A 15,123-nucleotide genomic window follows, 5' to 3' on the forward strand; every position below is an offset into this window, starting at 1 on the left:
GAACCCGGCTCAGAGCACGCTGCGGTAGACCTCCAGCGTGCTCTGGGCGATCGACTCCCAGGAGAAGTGGTCCTGCGCCCGCCGCCGGCCGGCCTCCCCCATCCGGCGCGCCTCGTCCCGGTCGGAGACCACGGCGGTCAGCGCCGCGGCGAAGTCCCGGACGAAGGCGTCGGGGTCCAGGGGGGTGCCGGTGCCGTCCTGGGCCTGCTCGAGGGGCACCAGCCGGCCGGTGACGCCGTCGTCGACCACCTCGGGGATGCCGCCGGTTGCGCTGGCCACGACGGCGGCGCCGCAGGCCATGGCCTCGAGGTTGACGATCCCGAGAGGCTCGTACACCGACGGGCAGGCGAAGGCCGTGGTGGCGGACAGGATCTGGATCAGCTCCCGCCGCGGCAGCATCTTCTCGATCAGCACCACGCCGTCGCGTTCGGCCTTCAGTTCCGCGATCAGCTGGTTGACCTCGGCGGCCAGTTCCGGGGTGTCCGCCGCACCGGCACACAGGATCAGCGCCACCTCGGGGGGCAGCAGTTTGGCCGCACGCAGCAGGTAGGGCACTCCCTTCTGCCGGGTGATTCGACCGACGAACGTGACCGAGGGCTGGTGCGGGTCGATCCCGTAGGACTCGAGGACGTCGGTCTCGGGGTCCGGCCCCCACAGGCTCACGTCGATGCCGTTGTGCACGACCTTGACCCGTTCGGGGTCGACGTCGGGGTAGCAGCGCAGGATGTCGGCGCGCATGCCGGCGGACACGGCGATGATCGCGTCGGCCGCCTCGTAGGCGGTCTTCTCGGCCCAGGACGAGAGGGCGTAGCCGCCGCCGAGCTGTTCGGCCTTCCAGGGGCGCAGCGGTTCGAGGCTGTGGGCGCTGAGCACGTGCGGGATGCCGTGCAGGAGTTTGGCCAGGTGCCCCGCGAGGTTCGCGTACCAGGTGTGGGAGTGGACCAGGTCCGCCCCGGCCACGCCCGGGACGATGGCCAGGTCGACGCCGAAGGTCTGCAGGGCCGCGTTCGCGTCCGTCAACTCGGTCAGGTTCGGGTACGCGGTCACCGTGGCGCCGTGGAAGTCGGTCTCGCGCGTCGCTCCGAAACAGTGCACGTGCAGGTCGACCCGGGACGCGAGCACGCGGCTCAACTCGGCGACGTGCACCCCGGCACCGCCGTAGATGTCCGGGGGGAACTCCTTGCTGACGATGTCGATGCGCACATTCACAAGGTAGTGCCTGTGAGCGGCGTCATCTAGTGTGAGTCTCACCGACGCCGCAGGTCGGAGCCTGCGCGGTCGGCTCGCTCCACGCGGTGTTGACGTCGATGAAAGGTCAGTGATGCGCTCATGAGCCCCCGAGTTCTCGCGATCGTGCTGGCCGGCGGTGAGGGCAACCGCTTGATGCCGCTGACCATGGACCGGGCGAAGCCGGCTGTCCCGTTCGGGGGCAGCTATCGGCTGATCGACTTCGCGTTGTCCAACCTGGTCAACTCCCAGTACCTGCAAGTGGTGGTGCTGACCCAGTACAAGTCGCACAGCCTCGATCGGCACATCTCGGAGACGTGGCGCATGTCGACCCTGCTGGGCAACTACGTGGCGTCGGTGCCCGCGCAGCAGCGCGTCGGCAAGAGCTGGTTCCAGGGCAGCGCCGACGCCATCTACCAGTCCCTGAACCTGATCCACGACTCCCGGCCCGACATCGTCGTCGTCGTCGGCGCGGACCACGTCTACCGGATGGACTTCTCCCAGATGGTGGACGCGCACATCGCGTCGGGGGCCTCCGCGTCCGTGGCCGCCGTGCGCCAACCGCTGGACCAGGTCTCCCAGTTCGGCGTGATCGAGACGGACCCGCAGGACCGCTCGCGCATCGCCCGGTTCGTCGAGAAACCGTCGACCACCGAGGGCCTGCCGGACGACCCGACCAGCTTCCTGGCGTCGATGGGCAACTACGTGTTCACCACGGAGGCCCTGATCGACGCCCTGCGCACCGACAACGAGCGGCTCGACACCAAGCACGACATGGGCGGGGACATCGTGCCCCACTTCGTCGACCGCGGCGACTGCGCCGTGTACGACTTCACCGAGAACTCCGTCGCGGGCTCCACGGAGCGGGACCGGCGCTACTGGCGGGACGTCGGGACCATCGACTCGTTCTACGACGCGCACATGGACCTGATTTCCCCGCTGCCGATCTTCAACCTCTACAACATGGAGTGGCCGATCTATACCCGGCAGATCATCTCGCCGCCGGCCAAGTTCGTCCGCGGCCGCAACCCCGACTGGGGTGTCGCGTACGACTCGATCGTGAGTCCGGGCGCCGTCGTCACCGGCGCCCTGGTCAAGGGTTCGGTGCTCTCCCCCGACGTGTTCGTCTCCGACGGGGCGCGGGTCTCCGGTGCAGTGCTGATGGACAACGTCACGATCGGGCGGGGTGCGGTGGTCAAGCGCGCCATCCTGGACAAGAACGTGCGGGTGGAGGACGGCGCCACCGTGGGCGTCGACGCGGACCTGGACGCCTCCCGTGGCTACAAGGTCACCGAGTCGGGCATCACCGTGGTCAGCAAGGGCGTCACGGTCGCGGCGTCGTGACCATGCCCTCACTGCACCTGACCCGGGACGAAGCGGCCACCCGGTCCGCCCTGATCACCGTCCACACCCACGACGTGCGGCTCGATCTGACCGGGGCGCAGGCGCAGGACGCGTCGACCTTCGGCACGATCAGCGAGATCCGGTTCGACTGCGCTCGGGCGGGGTCGGCCACGTTCCTCGACTTCATCGGCGTCTCGGTCGAGGACGTCGAGCTGAACGGGCGGTCCCTGCCCGTGGCCGACGTCGTCGACGGGCAGCGCATCCACCTGCCGGGACTGGCGGCGCGGAACCGGGTGCGGGTGCGCGCGACCGGCCGGTACAGCCGCAGCGGGGAGGGCCTGCACCGGTTCGTCGACCCCGCGGACGGCCGGGTGTACCTGTACACGCAGAACGAACCGGCGGACTGCTGCCGGGTGTTCCCCGACTTCGAGCAGCCGGACCTGAAGGCCCGGTTCGCGCTGCACGTGGCCGCGCCCGCGGACTGGGTGGTGCGCGGGAACGGCGTCGAGACCTGTGCCGACGCCGACACCGGTACCGGCACCGGCGTCGTGCGTCATTTCGCGCCGACCGAGCCGATCTCCACCTACTTGGTGGCGGTCCTCGCCGGTCCGTACCACCGGGTCGACGCGGAGCACACCGTGGCGACGGCGGACGGCCCCCTGCGGATCCCCCTGGCCACGTTCTGCCGCGCGTCGCTCGCGGAGCACCTGGACGCGGAGCGGATCGCTGACGTCACCCGCGCGGGCCTCGACCACTACCACGAGCGGTTCGGTTTCCCGTACCCGTTCGGGAAGTACGACCAGGCGTTCGTGCCCGAGTACAACCTCGGGGCGATGGAGAACCCGGGACTGGTCACGTTCACGGAAGCGTTCGTGTTCCGCACCGAAGCCACGGACGCGCAGTACCAGGCGCGGGCGAACGTCATCATGCACGAGATGGCGCACATGTGGTTCGGGGACCTGGTGACCATGCGGTGGTGGGACGACCTGTGGCTGAAGGAGTCGTTCGCGGACTTCATGGGCTCGGCGGTGCTCGCGGATACCGGCCTGTACCCGGGGGCGTGGGTGACGTTCGCGAACCGGCGGAAGGCGTGGGCGTACGTGCAGGACGCCCTGCCGACGACCCACCCCATCGTCGCGGACATCGTCGACCTGGACGCGGCCAAGCAGAACTTCGACGGCATCACCTACGCCAAGGGTGCCGCGGTGCTCAAACAGCTGGTGGCGTTCGTCGGCCGTGACGCGTTCGACGCCGCCGCGCGGGCCTATTTCCGGGCGCACGCGTGGGGCAACACGACGCTGGCGGACTTCCTGGCGGCGCTGAGTACGGCGTCGGGCCGGGACATGAGGGCGTGGGCGGCGGCGTGGCTGCAGACCGCCGGGATCAGCACGGTCTCCGCGGAGCGGGGTGGCCCCGGGGACACGGTCCGGCTGCGCCAGTCCGGGGCCGACCCGGTGTCCGGGGGGCCGGCGCTGCGCCCGCACGCGCTCGTCGTCGGGGCGTACCGGCAGGATCCGGACGGGCGGTTGCGGGCGGCGGCGCGGGTTTCGGCGGAACTGGTCGGCTCCTCCGTCGACGTGGCGGTGCCCGGTTCCGTCGACGCGCCCCTGCTCCTGCCCAACGACGGTGACCTGACGTACGCGACGGTGGCCCTGGACCCGGTCAGCCTGGCCACCGTGCTGGACCGGGTGGAGGACATCGAGGACGAGATGGCGCGGACCGTGTGCTGGTCCGCCCTGTGGGCGATGACCCGGGACGCCAGGCTGCCCGCCGACCGGTACGTGCGCACGGTGGCACGCGCCGGGGCGGCGGAGACCGACGACGGGGTGCGGCAGATGCTGTTCTCCCAGGCGCTGACGGCGGCGACCCGGTACACCCCGCCGGCGGGACGGCCGGCACTGCTCAAGGTGCTCCTGGACGCGCTCGCAGAGCAGGTGCTCTCGACCGGCTCGCTGACGTTCGCACGCCTGTTCGCCGTGGCGGCGGCGCACGGCGGCGGCCAGGAGGAGCTGCTCGAGGCGCTGGTCAGGCCGATCAGTGACTCCTCGACGTTCGGGGACTCGGTCTCCGACTTCTCGACGTCCGGGTCATCGACGTCCGACTCATCGACGTCCGGGGACCCGACCGCGCTTGCATCCTCCGGGGACTCGACCGCGCTCGCATCACTGGCGGGCAATCAGGACCTGCGCTGGAGCGTGCTGCTGGCGCTGGCGGCCCGGGGTGCGATCTCCGCGGACCGGATCGAGGCGGAGCTGGCGCGGGACGACACCGCGGACGGCCGCCGGCACGCTCTCACCGCGCGCAGCGCCCGACCGGGCCCGGCCGTCAAGCAGGAGGTGTGGGACAGCGTCACCGGTGATGAGGGCCTGTCCAATGATCTGCTGTCGGCGTCGGTGCGTGGTTTCGCCCTGATCGACGCGGTGACGGCGGAGCCCTTCGTCGAGCCGTACTTCGCGTCGGTCGCGGATTGGTGGTCCGATCGGAGCATCGAGATGGCGACTCGCCTGGTGCGTGGCCTGTATCCGCCGGTACAGGACCTGACGCCGGGCACTGATCCGGAGGATCACCCGGTGGCGGTGCGGACTCAGGCATGGCTGGACGCGAACCCGGAGGCCCCGGCGGCCCTGCGCCGCATCCTGATCGAGGAGCAGGACAGCCTGCTGCGTGCGTTACGGGCCCAGGCGGCTGGATGAGATCCGGTGTGAGGCGCCGGCGGGAGGTACCAGCGGGACGCGATACGTGCCCCGGCCGGATTCCCTGCCCGAGTTTCGCGCGCTCGGCATGCCACCCGATGCGACGGCTCGCCAGCCCAACGGCGCGCCCACCAGCTCAGTCGGTCAGAAGGGTGGTGGATCGTCGGGTTCGGTGGTGTAGCGGCGGCCGGCCGGTGAGGTCCAGAACAGCACGCTCACCCGTGACGGAACACTGGCTGGTGACGGAGCGCCGGCCGGTACACGCGCACCTCGTGGCCCCGGCCCATCTGCTGGCCGGGTCACAGCTGCCGCTCCCGGTTGCCCGGGGGAGCCGGTGTCAGTGAGGCCGTTCTCGGTCGTGACCGTCCAGCCGGAGTGGTGTTTGAGGACGTGGTGCTTCCGGCACAGATGAGCCAGATTCTCCGGCGTCGACTCGCCGCCCTCGACCCACGCCGTCACGTGGTCCAGGTCGCAAACGGCCGCGGAGCGGCGGCAGCCGGGAAATCGACAGGTCCCGTCCCGTACCTGCAGCGCCCGGCGCAGGGCTGCGGGAATCCGGTACTGCCGCCCGGTCGTCACGAGCACCGGTACGGGCACCACCGGGCTCACACCCGGCATCCCATCGCCAGGCACAGGACCACCGGGTGGAGAACCACCCCACGGAGAGCCATCCGCCGGCGACCACCCCAGCGGAGGACCGCCCGGTGGCGATTCGCCTACTGGTGAGAAGGCCGGTGACCAGACGGCCGGTGATCGGGGAACCGGACAACGCTCGGCATCGGCCGCGACGACGTCGAGACCGATCCCGAGCAAGAACGAGCCGGCCCGGGCGGCCAGATCACGGGCGTCCCCGGCTGGGATCGACCCGAACTCGCCCAACTCTCCCGGCTCATCCCCGCCGAGCAGCGTCGCGGCTGGGACCGTGAGCAGCACCCGCGGCGCCGGCACGTCGGATCCGCTCCCTGCCCCGCTCCCGGTTTCCAGTCCCCCGGCCTCCGTTCCACGCGGCCGCGTTCCACCTGTCCTCGTTCCACCCGCACCGGCCCACTCAGCTCCGGCCCACTCAGCTCCGGCCCACTCAGCACCGGCCCGCCCGCCGGTGCCCTGGACGGCTGGCCCGTCGTCGCGACTGCCTTCACCGACTCGGCCGGACAGGCCGGTCCCCGGGTGACCGGGCCCGGTGCCGAAGGAGTCGAGGCCGGTCAGCAGGTCCGCGAGTACGTCCGCCCGCAGTTGACCGATCGTCGGCGGCCGGGCACCCGGAGCGCTCGACAAACTGCCCGCACCCGCGCCCGGGTCGGCGGCCGCGTCCGGGTCTGCGGCCTGCCCGGGCGGGTCCATGGTGTTCTTCAGAGCGCGGGCCAGCGCGGAGAGGCGTCCGTCGATACCCCACGCCACCGCCGCCGGCAACAAGGCACTGAGCCGGGCCATCCCGTCCCGATCCGGCCGGACCTGCACATACCGGTCACCTCGCGCCCGCGCCTGCCGCTGCGCGAAGGACTCCGGGTGGAACCGCTCCCGGATCCTCCGGGCCCGCGCCCGCAACTGCGCCGGCGTCCGACCCCGGCCAGCAGCAGCCAGCAAAGACTCCTCGGTTGCGGTGATCGCCCCGCTCCACACCCCCGCCGTCGACTCATCCACCCCCGCCTCGGCCAATCGGGCGACGTACTCCGCGGTCTCGTCCACGATCGCCGTCCCGGCGGCCGCCGTGATCACCCCACCTGCCAGCGCCGCCGCCGTCCCCGCCAACACCCCGGCCAACTGCTCGGCCCGGTCCAACAAGCCGTACACCTGCCCCTCACCGACGCCCAGTGCGCACGCGACCTCCGCCACCCCCGCGCGCTCCCCCACAGCCAACCGCGCCCCCCGAGACAGGCCCCTGGCCGCGGCGGAATCGATATCGAGGGTGTCCTCGTCGTCGAACCAGCGCCCGGCCGGATGCGCAGCCACCCACCGGGCCTGCTCCGCCTCCGCCGCTTTCGCCGTCACCAACGCCACCCGCGGCTTCGCCCACGACAACCACGCCTCCAACCGGCGCACATCCTCCAACGCCGCCACCCCCGCGTCCAGGGCCACCGGCCCCTCCACCGACGCCACCCCCTCCACCCGGGCCGCCACCTCACTCGCCGCCAACGGCACCGGCACCGGCACCGGCGGCACACCGGAACCCAGCACCGCCTCACCAGGCACGACCGACATCTCCACCGGCAACATCTCGGCAACGAAGCGCGGCGGCACGCCACCAGCAGAATCCGGTGAGACCGCGGACGACGCGGAGGCCGGCGGGACCGCGCGCGACGGGGCTGGTGACCGACCGGCGCCCGGCGACGGCGGGACGGGCGCGTCCAGCGACGGTGGGACGGGCGCGCCCAGCGACGGTGGGACGGGCGCGCCCGGCGACGGTGGGACGGGCGCGCCCGGCGACGTCGACGAGTCTGGAGGAATTTCCATGACCTCACTCAACCCGGTAGCACCGACAAAACTCGAACTCCCGACGACCGGGGGCGTTTCTGTGGATAACTCGGCACGACGACGGTGCACGCGAACCAAACCGGCATGACAACCCACGCGCGAACACCCGGCACGACAGCGCAGCAACCAACTGAAGACGTAGCGAGCGGGCGCCGCCGCTACCGCCGCCGCTACCGCCGTCACCGACGAATCCACAGCCCACGCGGACCGGGCATCCGGACGCCCCGAGACGCCGTCAAGCCGTCAACGGCCCTCGTGGCGCTACTCACGGCACCCGGGTGAGCCACTCCTGCGTGCCGAACTTCGTCTCGATCCGCCGCTGCGCCTCGGCGAGTTCCGCTTCGGTCACGTGCCCGGGCACCGCACCGGTGCGCTCGACGAAGGTCTGGGCCATGGTCGTGACGATCGCCTCCCGGGTCATGCCCGTCTGCCGGCGCAGGGGGTCGACCCGCTTCTTGGCGCTGCGGGTGCCCTTGTCGGAGAGCTTCTCCTGACCGATCCGCAGCACCCGGACCATCTTGTCGGCGTCGACGTCGTAGGACATCGTCACGTGGTGCAGCAGTCCCCCGTTGGCCAGCCGCTTCTGCGCCGCGCCGCCGATCTTGCCCTCGGGGGTCGCGATGTCGTTGATCGGCTGGTAGAAGGCCCGGACCCCGATCTTCTCCAGTGACGCCATCACCCAGGAGTCGAGGAACGCGTACGAGTCCGTGTAGCTGAGCCCGTCGACGAGGGTCTGCGGCACGTACAGCGAATAGGTGATGGCGTTGCCGTGCTCGGTGAACATGGCCCCGCCGCCGGTGATCCGTCGCACCACGTGCGTGCCGGTCTCCCGCGCCCCGTCGGGGTCGACCTCGTTGCGCAGGGACTGGAAGCTGCCGATGAACACGTTCGGGGACTCCGCGAGTTCCCAGAACCGCAGAGTCGGGCGTCGGGTGCCGTTCCCGACCTCCTCGGTGAGCACCTCGTCGAGCGCGACGTGCGTGAGCGTACCGAAGGCCTCGTCGGTGATGATCTCCCACTCGTGGTCACTCCAGCTGGTGGCCCGGGACAGGGCGCGCCGGACCGCGATCGCGATGGCCCGCGTGGAAAAGCCGTGCAGTCGCGCCTCCTCGGGGACGACCGCGTCCAGCGCCGCGGTCAGCCCGTCGGCGGTGGCGTCCTCGGCGACCCCGTCGAGCGCCCCGTTGAGCACGGGCAACAGGTCGTCGGGCTCGAGGAAGAAGTCCCCGCTGATGGACACGTCGGCAAGCCTGCCGTCCGCCACCTGCAGATCCACGACGACGAGCTTGCCGCCGGGAACCTTGTACTCACCATGCCGCTGTTCACTCACCCGCCTATCCTTTCACCCGTGGCCGAACCGCCGGGTGCACGGTGGTGCCAACGACGACGGGCCCGTATCCGCGCAGGATACGGGCCCTTCGAAGGCGTGCAGTGCTACTTCTTGCCGAAGTTCTTGAACCGCTGGTTGAAGCGCTCCACCCGGCCGGCGGAGTCCATGATCCGCTGCTTACCCGTGTAGAACGGGTGCGACGCGGAGGAGATCTCGACCTCGATCAGGGGGTAGGTCTTGCCGTCCTCCCACTCGGTCGTCTTGCTCGAGCCGACCGTGGACCGGGTCAGGAACGACGTGCCGGAGGCCAGGTCGCGGAACACGACCGCCTGGTACTGCGGGTGGATGTCAGTCTTCATGGGTTCGATACCTTCGCTGTGCGGGCTGGATTTGGCCAGACCTGAATGGTTCGTGGGGCCCGACACCGCAGCGCGGACCAGCACCCGAGTCTACCGCATCGCCCGCGTGTGCCAGAACGCCACGGCCGCGGCCGAGGCCACGTTCAACGAGTCCACGCCCCCGCTCATCGGGATCCGCACCACGGCGTCGCACGCCTCGATGGCCGCATCGCTCAGCCCGGCGCCCTCGGTGCCGAGCACGAGGGCGAGCCGGTCCAGCGCGGGCAGGGGTGTGCTGCCGACGACGGCGACGTCGAGGTCCTGGGCGGCGTCGCTGAGCGCCAGCGCGGCGGTGCCGATCCCGGCCGAGCGCAGCGTCACGAGCGACCCCGGCCAGTCGGTCAGCCGCGACCACGGCACCTGGAACACGGTGCCCATGCTCACCCGCACCGCCCGCCGGTACAACGGGTCAGCGCAGCGCGGGGAGAGCAGCACCGCGTCGACGTCGAGTGCGGCGGCCGAGCGGAACACCGCCCCCAGGTTGGTGTGGTCGACGATGTCCTCGAGCACGGCGATCCGCCGCGCCCCGGCGACCAGCCGTTCCACCGGTACCGGCGCGGGCCGGTGCATCGCCGCCAGCGCCCCGCGGTGCAGGTGGAAGCCCGTGATGGCCTGCAGCACCACCGGATCGCCCACGTAGGCGGGAACGCCGGGATGCGCGTCGAGGACGTCGGCGAGGTCGGGGATCCACGCGTCGGTGAGGAAGAAGGACCGCGGCCGGTGCCCCGCGGCCAGGGCCCGGCGCACCACCGTGGAACTCTCGGCGATGTAGAGGCCCTCCGCGGGTTCCCGACGACGGCGCAGCGCCGCGTCGGTCAGGCCCGTGTAGTCGTGCACCCGCGGGTCGGCCGGGTCCGTGATCCGGACGATGTTCACGTGGAGACGGACCCGTCAGCCCGTGACCAGCCGGGCGATCATGACCACGAGCGCGACCAGGCCGAGCACGACGATGACGCCGCGCAGCACCACCGGCGACAGTCGCCGGCCGATCCGGGCGCCGACCAGGCCGCCGATGGTCGAACCGACCGCGATCAGCAGCACCGCCCACCACTCGATCCGGTCGAACGCGAAGATCAGGTAGGAAATCCCCGCGATGATGTTCACCCCGAGGACCAGCACGTTCTTCATCGCGTTCGCGGCCTGCAGGGAGCCGATCATGAAGACGCCGAGGATGCCGACCAGCAGGATGCCCTGCGCCGCCACGAAGTAGCCGCCGTACACGCCGGCGAAGAAGACGAGCGCGTACAGTGCGGGCGGCTGGTGCAGCACCACCTCGGTCGCGTCCGCACCACGCCGTGCCGCCGCCCGGGCGCGGACCCACGCCTGCAGGCGTGGCTGGAGGATGACGAAGCCAAGGGCGATGACGATCAGGAACGGGGCCGCCAGCTCGAACACCGACTCGGGCAGGTGCAGCAACAGGGTCGCCCCGGTGATGCCGCCCAGCAGGGACGCGGGCAGCAGGCGCGCCACCAGCGGGCCCATGCCCTTCAGTTCCGCCCGGTAGCCCAGTGCCCCGGCCGCACCCCCCGGGATCAGACCCATCGCGTTGGAGATCGTCGCCGTCACCGGCGGCACGCCGAGCGCGACGAGGACGGGGAAGGTGACCAGGGTGCCGGAGCCGACGATGGTGTTGATGGTGCCGGCCCACAGTCCGGCCAGCGCGATGAGGACGGATTCGAACACGCCCATCAGAGCCGCCCGGGACGGGCCGGGGACACGGAGAAGGGCGCCCGCGCGGTCCTCATCGGGCGGCGAACGCGTGGTAGCGGTCCCCGTCCCGGGTCAGCTTCAGGGCGACGCCGTACGTCCGGCTGAGGTTCTCGCCGGTGAGCACGTCCTCGAGGGGGCCCGCCGCGACCACGGCGCCGTCCCGCAGCAGCAGGGCGTGCGTGAAGCCGGGGGCGATCTCCTCGACGTGATGGGTGACCATGACGACGGCCGGCGCGTACGGGTCCGCCAACAGGTCGGCGAGTCGGCCGATCAGGTCCTCCCGCCCGCCGACGTCCAGGCCCGCGGCCGGCTCGTCGAGTAGCAGCAGTTCGGGGTCCGTCATCAGCGCCCGGGCGATCAGGACCCGCTTCTGCTCACCGGAGCTCAGGGTGCCGAACCGCCGGTCCGTCAGGGCGCCCATGCCCCATTCGCCCAGCAGCTCGCGGGCCCGTTCCTCGTCGAAACCCTCGTAGCGCTCCCGCCAGCGGCCGGTGACTCCCCAGGCCGCGGTGACGACGGTGTCGACGACCGTCTCGTCGGGTGGGATCTGGCCGGCCAGCAGGGCCGACGTCATGCCGATCCGCGGCCGCAGCTCGAACACGTCGACCGCGCCGAGCCGTTCGCCGAGCACCTCCGCCGTGCCCGACGTCGGGTGCATCCGGGCGCCGGCGATCTGCAGGAGCGTCGACTTGCCGGCACCGTTGGGGCCGAGCACGATCCAGCGGTCCCCGTCGGAGACGTCCCAGTCGACGGCGTCCAGCAGCGTCTTCCCGCCCCGCACGATGGTCACCGCGTCCAGCCCCAGCACATCACCCATGGGCCAAGAGCCTAGGTCACCGGAACGGCGATCCGCGAAGCGGGACGCGCTACCCGGCGGCCGCGTCGGCCGCAGCCCGGGCGCGCCGCTGACTAGACTCCCCGTGTGCCTTCCGCCTTCTCCGTGATCGCCCTTGCCCCGAACACCCCGGCGAATGCCGGTCTCGCGCACGACGTCGACGCCGCTCCGCGGGACGCCGCATCCTTGGTCGAACGGGCGGCGGCGGAGGCGGGGCTGTCCCTGCCCCAGCCCGTGTTCGGCGGCCACCCCGGGGACGCGGACGGGCCCGGGTACGGGTGGGCTCGCTGGCCCCTCGGGGCACTGGAGGACGCCCCGGCGACCGTCGCCATGCTCCGCTCGGTACTGCGCCCCGACCCGGTCGCCCAGGCAGTGCCCGGCGTCGACCTGGCCGTGGTCCCCGATGACCTGCATGACGGGGGTCGGCTGCTGTTGATCCTGGACGTCGACTCGACGCTGATCCAACAGGAGGTGATCGAGCTGCTCGCCGCGCACGCGGGCCGGGAGGCGGAGGTGGCGGCCGTGACGGACGCGGCGATGCGCGGAGAACTCGACTTCGCCCGGTCCCTGCACGCCCGGGTCGAGGCCCTGGCGGGCCTGCCAGTCCGGGTGATCACGGAGGTCGTCGAGGCCGTCCGCCTCTCCCCCGGCGCGGAACGGCTCGTTGCCGCGATGCTGGCGGACGGGCACCGCGTCGCCGCCGTCTCGGGGGGGTTCGATCAGGTGCTCACCCCCCTCGCCGAGCGGCTCGGGCTCTCGCACCACCGGGCGAATCTGCTCGGTGTGCGGGACGGCGCACTGACCGGCCGCGTCGAGGGCACCGTCGTGGACCGGGCGGTCAAGGCGGCGAGCCTGCGGGAATGGGCCGCCCGGGACGGCGTCGCCCCCGACCACGTGATCGCCGTCGGGGACGGCGCGAACGACGCCGACATGCTGGCCGCGGCCGGCCTGTCCGTCGCCTACAACGCCAAGCCGGCCCTGCGCCGCGTCGCGGACGCCCAGCTCAACCTGCCCCGTCTCGACGCCGTCGGCGCCCTCGCCGGCCTCCCGGGCTTCTGAGAGCCCAACCCACCGAACTGTTGCTGCCCACCCAGGTCGGAGCGGGAGCGGGCGAAAGGGGACGTGTCGACCAAGCGAGCTCTGCGAGCGCCGGGAGATCCAGTCCCCGTGCCCGACCCGCGCCGACCGGACGGAACCACACCGGACGGAACCACCGGACGGAACCACGCCGCACCGATCGCCCCGCTGCCCACCGAGGTCGGAGCGGGAGCGGGCGAAAGGGGACGTGTCGACCAAGCGAGCTCTGCGAGCGCCGGGAGAACCAGTCCCCGTGCCCGACCCGCGCCGACCGGACGGAACCACACCGGACGGGACCACACCGGGACGGAACCACCGGGACGGAGCCGGTGAACCTACTGCATGTGGTCGGCGCCGCCCACGTACTCGGTGTGCCCGGTCGGCACGTCCGCGGTGACCATCCGCGCGACCTCCGCGGCGAACTCCTCCACCGAGTACAGTCGGCCGGCGTCGCTGCGTCGCTCGTCCAGCGTGCCGGGCCGCGCCCGGTCCAGCAGCGTCGCGGTCACGGTGCCTTCGATCATGTCGCCGGAGACGACGACCAGGCTGATGCCGCGGCCGGTCAACTCGGGCTGCCGCTGACGCAGGGCGTCCTCGCCGGCGCGTTTGGACCGGGCGACCGCCTCGTACTCGGGCATGGTCGGCACCGTGTCGATGAAGTGGGCCTGGTGACTGGTGACGAAGACGACGCGGGACCCGGTGGGCATCGCGGTCACCGCGGCCTCGAGCATGCTCACCTGCGCGTCCCGGTTCAGTCGCATGGCGTAGTCCTCGCCGAGGTCGGCCTCCATGCCGCCGGAGGCATTCAGGACCAGGATGTCCAGACCGCCGAACGTGTCCCGGGCGGCGTCGACGAGGGCCTGCGCACCCCCCTCAGCGGTCAGATCCGCGCCGACGGCCACGGCCCGCCCGCCCGCGGCCTCGATGCCGGCGACGACCTTGTTGGCGCGCGGCGCCTTCTGCCGGTAGTTGACGACGACGCCGGCGCCGGCCGCGCCCAGCAGCCGCGCCACCTCGGCGCCGATGCCGCGGGACGAGCCGGTGACGATCGCGGTCTTGCCGGCCAGGGGCCCGGTGGGTTCACCGGCGGGTTCACCGGTGGGCGTGCCGGCGGGGTTCTCTTCGGTCATGGGGTCTCCTTCTCGATGACGGGAGTGGTCGACGGGGTGATTCAGGTCCGAACGCGTCAGTGACCCATGCCCAGGCCCCCGTCGACGGGGATGACCGCTCCGGAGATGTAGGCGGCCTCGTCGGACGCGACCCAGCGGACCACGCGGGCGACCTCCTCCGTCTCGGCGAACCGGCCGGCGGGGATGCTCGCCTTGTACTCCTGCTGCTGCTTCTCCGGCAACGCCGCCGTCATCTCCGTGTTGATGAACCCCGGGGCGACGACGTTGGCCGTGATGTTGCGGGAGGCCAGCTCCCGGGTCAGGGACCGGGCGATGCCGACCAGGCCGGCCTTCGAGGCGGCGTAGTTGATCTGCCCGGGCGAGCCGTACAGGCCGACGACCGAGGAGATCAGCACCACGCGGCCCTTCTTCAACCGGATCATGCCTCGCGAGGCCCGCTTGATCACGCGGAACGCGCCGGTCAGGTTGGTGTCCAGCACGGAGGTGAAGTCCTCCTCGGACATGCGCAGCAGCAGGGTGTCGCGGGTGATGCCGGCGTTCGCGACGACGACCTCGACGGGGCCGTGCTCGGCCTCGATGGCGGTGAACGCCGCGTCGAGGGAGGCCGCGTCGGTCACGTCGGCCTGCACGGCGAGGAACCCGGCCGGCGGCTCCCCGCTGCGGTAGGTGATCGCCACCCGGTCCCCGTTCGCGCGGAACTCCTCGGCGATCGCCCGGCCGATGCCGCGGTTGCCGCCCGTGACGAGCACGCTCCGCCCGCCCGGGCCCGTCACCTGATCGCCCGTCACCTGATCGCCCGTCACCTGGTCGCCCTGTGCCATCCGTACCTCCGCAGCTGGAAAACAGTCCCTCCGATCCTAGTGGCCGCCACCCGCCTGTTTCCGCTGCCGCGTCCGAGGTGGGACAA

General features: G+C 71.8%; 12 protein-coding genes. 3 read left to right on the forward strand and 9 right to left on the reverse strand.

The annotated features are described in order from the left end of the window. Window positions 1-9: 9 nt before the first annotated feature. The gene (gene glgA / locus BKD30_RS04930) at window positions 10-1,203 is read right to left on the reverse strand and encodes a glycogen synthase (RefSeq protein WP_076702800.1); all 1,194 of its coding nucleotides are present in this window, start codon (window positions 1,201-1,203) and stop codon (window positions 10-12) included. 126 nt (window positions 1,204-1,329) lie between these two features. On the opposite strand from glgA, the gene glgC reads away from it, so the two are divergent. Both glgC and pepN read left to right on the forward strand, forming a co-directional pair. After that, window positions 1,330-2,571 (forward strand): glucose-1-phosphate adenylyltransferase, encoded by a 1,242-nt coding sequence (gene glgC / locus BKD30_RS04935; RefSeq protein ID WP_076702802.1) that lies wholly within the window; start codon window positions 1,330-1,332, stop codon window positions 2,569-2,571. A gap of 2 nt (window positions 2,572-2,573) precedes the next feature. Then, window positions 2,574-5,264 carry an aminopeptidase N gene (gene pepN / locus BKD30_RS04940; protein ID WP_076702804.1) on the forward strand — a complete coding sequence of 897 codons (2,691 nt, stop codon included), beginning with the start codon at window positions 2,574-2,576 and terminating at the stop codon, window positions 5,262-5,264. 144 nt (window positions 5,265-5,408) lie between these two features. Here pepN and BKD30_RS04945 read toward each other — a convergent pair whose 3' ends face one another. The 6 genes from BKD30_RS04945 to BKD30_RS04970 form a co-directional block, all read right to left on the reverse strand. Continuing rightward, a complete protein-coding gene (locus BKD30_RS04945; protein WP_159440544.1) occupies window positions 5,409-7,463 on the reverse strand; it encodes an HNH endonuclease in 2,055 nt (684 codons plus the stop codon). Window positions 7,464-8,001: 538 nt separating this feature from the next. Next, window positions 8,002-9,066, reverse strand: a complete 1,065-nt coding sequence (locus BKD30_RS04950) for a lipoate--protein ligase family protein (protein WP_076702807.1) — start codon at window positions 9,064-9,066, stop codon at window positions 8,002-8,004. 104 nt (window positions 9,067-9,170) lie between these two features. Next, window positions 9,171-9,425 carry a type B 50S ribosomal protein L31 gene (locus BKD30_RS04955; RefSeq protein WP_076702809.1) on the reverse strand — a complete coding sequence of 85 codons (255 nt, stop codon included), beginning with the start codon at window positions 9,423-9,425 and terminating at the stop codon, window positions 9,171-9,173. A gap of 90 nt (window positions 9,426-9,515) precedes the next feature. Further along, a complete protein-coding gene (locus tag BKD30_RS04960) occupies window positions 9,516-10,340 on the reverse strand; it encodes a TrmH family RNA methyltransferase (RefSeq protein WP_076702811.1) in 825 nt (274 codons plus the stop codon). A gap of 15 nt (window positions 10,341-10,355) precedes the next feature. Then, window positions 10,356-11,153: a sulfite exporter TauE/SafE family protein gene (locus BKD30_RS04965; RefSeq protein ID WP_076702813.1), complete on the reverse strand. Its 798-nt coding sequence runs from the start codon at window positions 11,151-11,153 to the stop codon at window positions 10,356-10,358. A gap of 52 nt (window positions 11,154-11,205) precedes the next feature. Beyond that, window positions 11,206-11,991: an ABC transporter ATP-binding protein gene (locus tag BKD30_RS04970; RefSeq protein ID WP_076702814.1), complete on the reverse strand. Its 786-nt coding sequence runs from the start codon at window positions 11,989-11,991 to the stop codon at window positions 11,206-11,208. 105 nt (window positions 11,992-12,096) lie between these two features. On the opposite strand from BKD30_RS04970, the gene serB reads away from it, so the two are divergent. After that, complete coding sequence (gene serB, locus BKD30_RS04975; protein WP_408033360.1) at window positions 12,097-13,068, forward strand: phosphoserine phosphatase SerB; 972 nt, start codon at window positions 12,097-12,099, stop codon at window positions 13,066-13,068. Between the two features lie 353 nt (window positions 13,069-13,421). Here the strand turns inward: serB and BKD30_RS04980 are convergent, their stop codons facing one another. After that, the gene (locus BKD30_RS04980) at window positions 13,422-14,216 is read right to left on the reverse strand and encodes an SDR family oxidoreductase (RefSeq protein ID WP_076702816.1); all 795 of its coding nucleotides are present in this window, start codon (window positions 14,214-14,216) and stop codon (window positions 13,422-13,424) included. A 56-nt stretch (window positions 14,217-14,272) separates the two neighbouring features. Beyond that, window positions 14,273-15,037, reverse strand: a complete 765-nt coding sequence (locus tag BKD30_RS04985) for a beta-ketoacyl-ACP reductase (protein ID WP_083956029.1) — start codon at window positions 15,035-15,037, stop codon at window positions 14,273-14,275. Between the last annotated feature and the right edge of the window lie 86 nt (window positions 15,038-15,123).

Origin of the sequence: Tersicoccus phoenicis (assembly GCF_001968835.1) — a bacterium.
Classification (GTDB): Bacteria; Actinomycetota; Actinomycetes; order Actinomycetales; family Micrococcaceae; genus Tersicoccus; species Tersicoccus phoenicis.

Excerpts from the sequence above, each read along its gene's own strand:
- BKD30_RS04985 (WP_083956029.1), bottom strand. The coding sequence starts at position 15,037 with ATGGCACAGGGCGACCAGGTGACGGGCGATCAGGTGACGGGCGATCAG.
- BKD30_RS04965 (WP_076702813.1), bottom strand. The coding sequence starts at position 11,153 with ATGGGCGTGTTCGAATCCGTCCTCATCGCGCTGGCCGGACTGTGGGCC.
- pepN (WP_076702804.1), top strand. The coding sequence starts at position 2,574 with ATGCCCTCACTGCACCTGACCCGGGACGAAGCGGCCACCCGGTCCGCC.
- BKD30_RS04970 (WP_076702814.1), bottom strand. The coding sequence starts at position 11,991 with ATGGGTGATGTGCTGGGGCTGGACGCGGTGACCATCGTGCGGGGCGGG.
- BKD30_RS04945 (WP_159440544.1), bottom strand. The coding sequence starts at position 7,463 with ATGTCGGTCGTGCCTGGTGAGGCGGTGCTGGGTTCCGGTGTGCCGCCG.
- BKD30_RS04955 (WP_076702809.1), bottom strand. The coding sequence starts at position 9,425 with ATGAAGACTGACATCCACCCGCAGTACCAGGCGGTCGTGTTCCGCGAC.
- BKD30_RS04980 (WP_076702816.1), bottom strand. The coding sequence starts at position 14,216 with ATGACCGAAGAGAACCCCGCCGGCACGCCCACCGGTGAACCCGCCGGT.
- glgC (WP_076702802.1), top strand. The coding sequence starts at position 1,330 with ATGAGCCCCCGAGTTCTCGCGATCGTGCTGGCCGGCGGTGAGGGCAAC.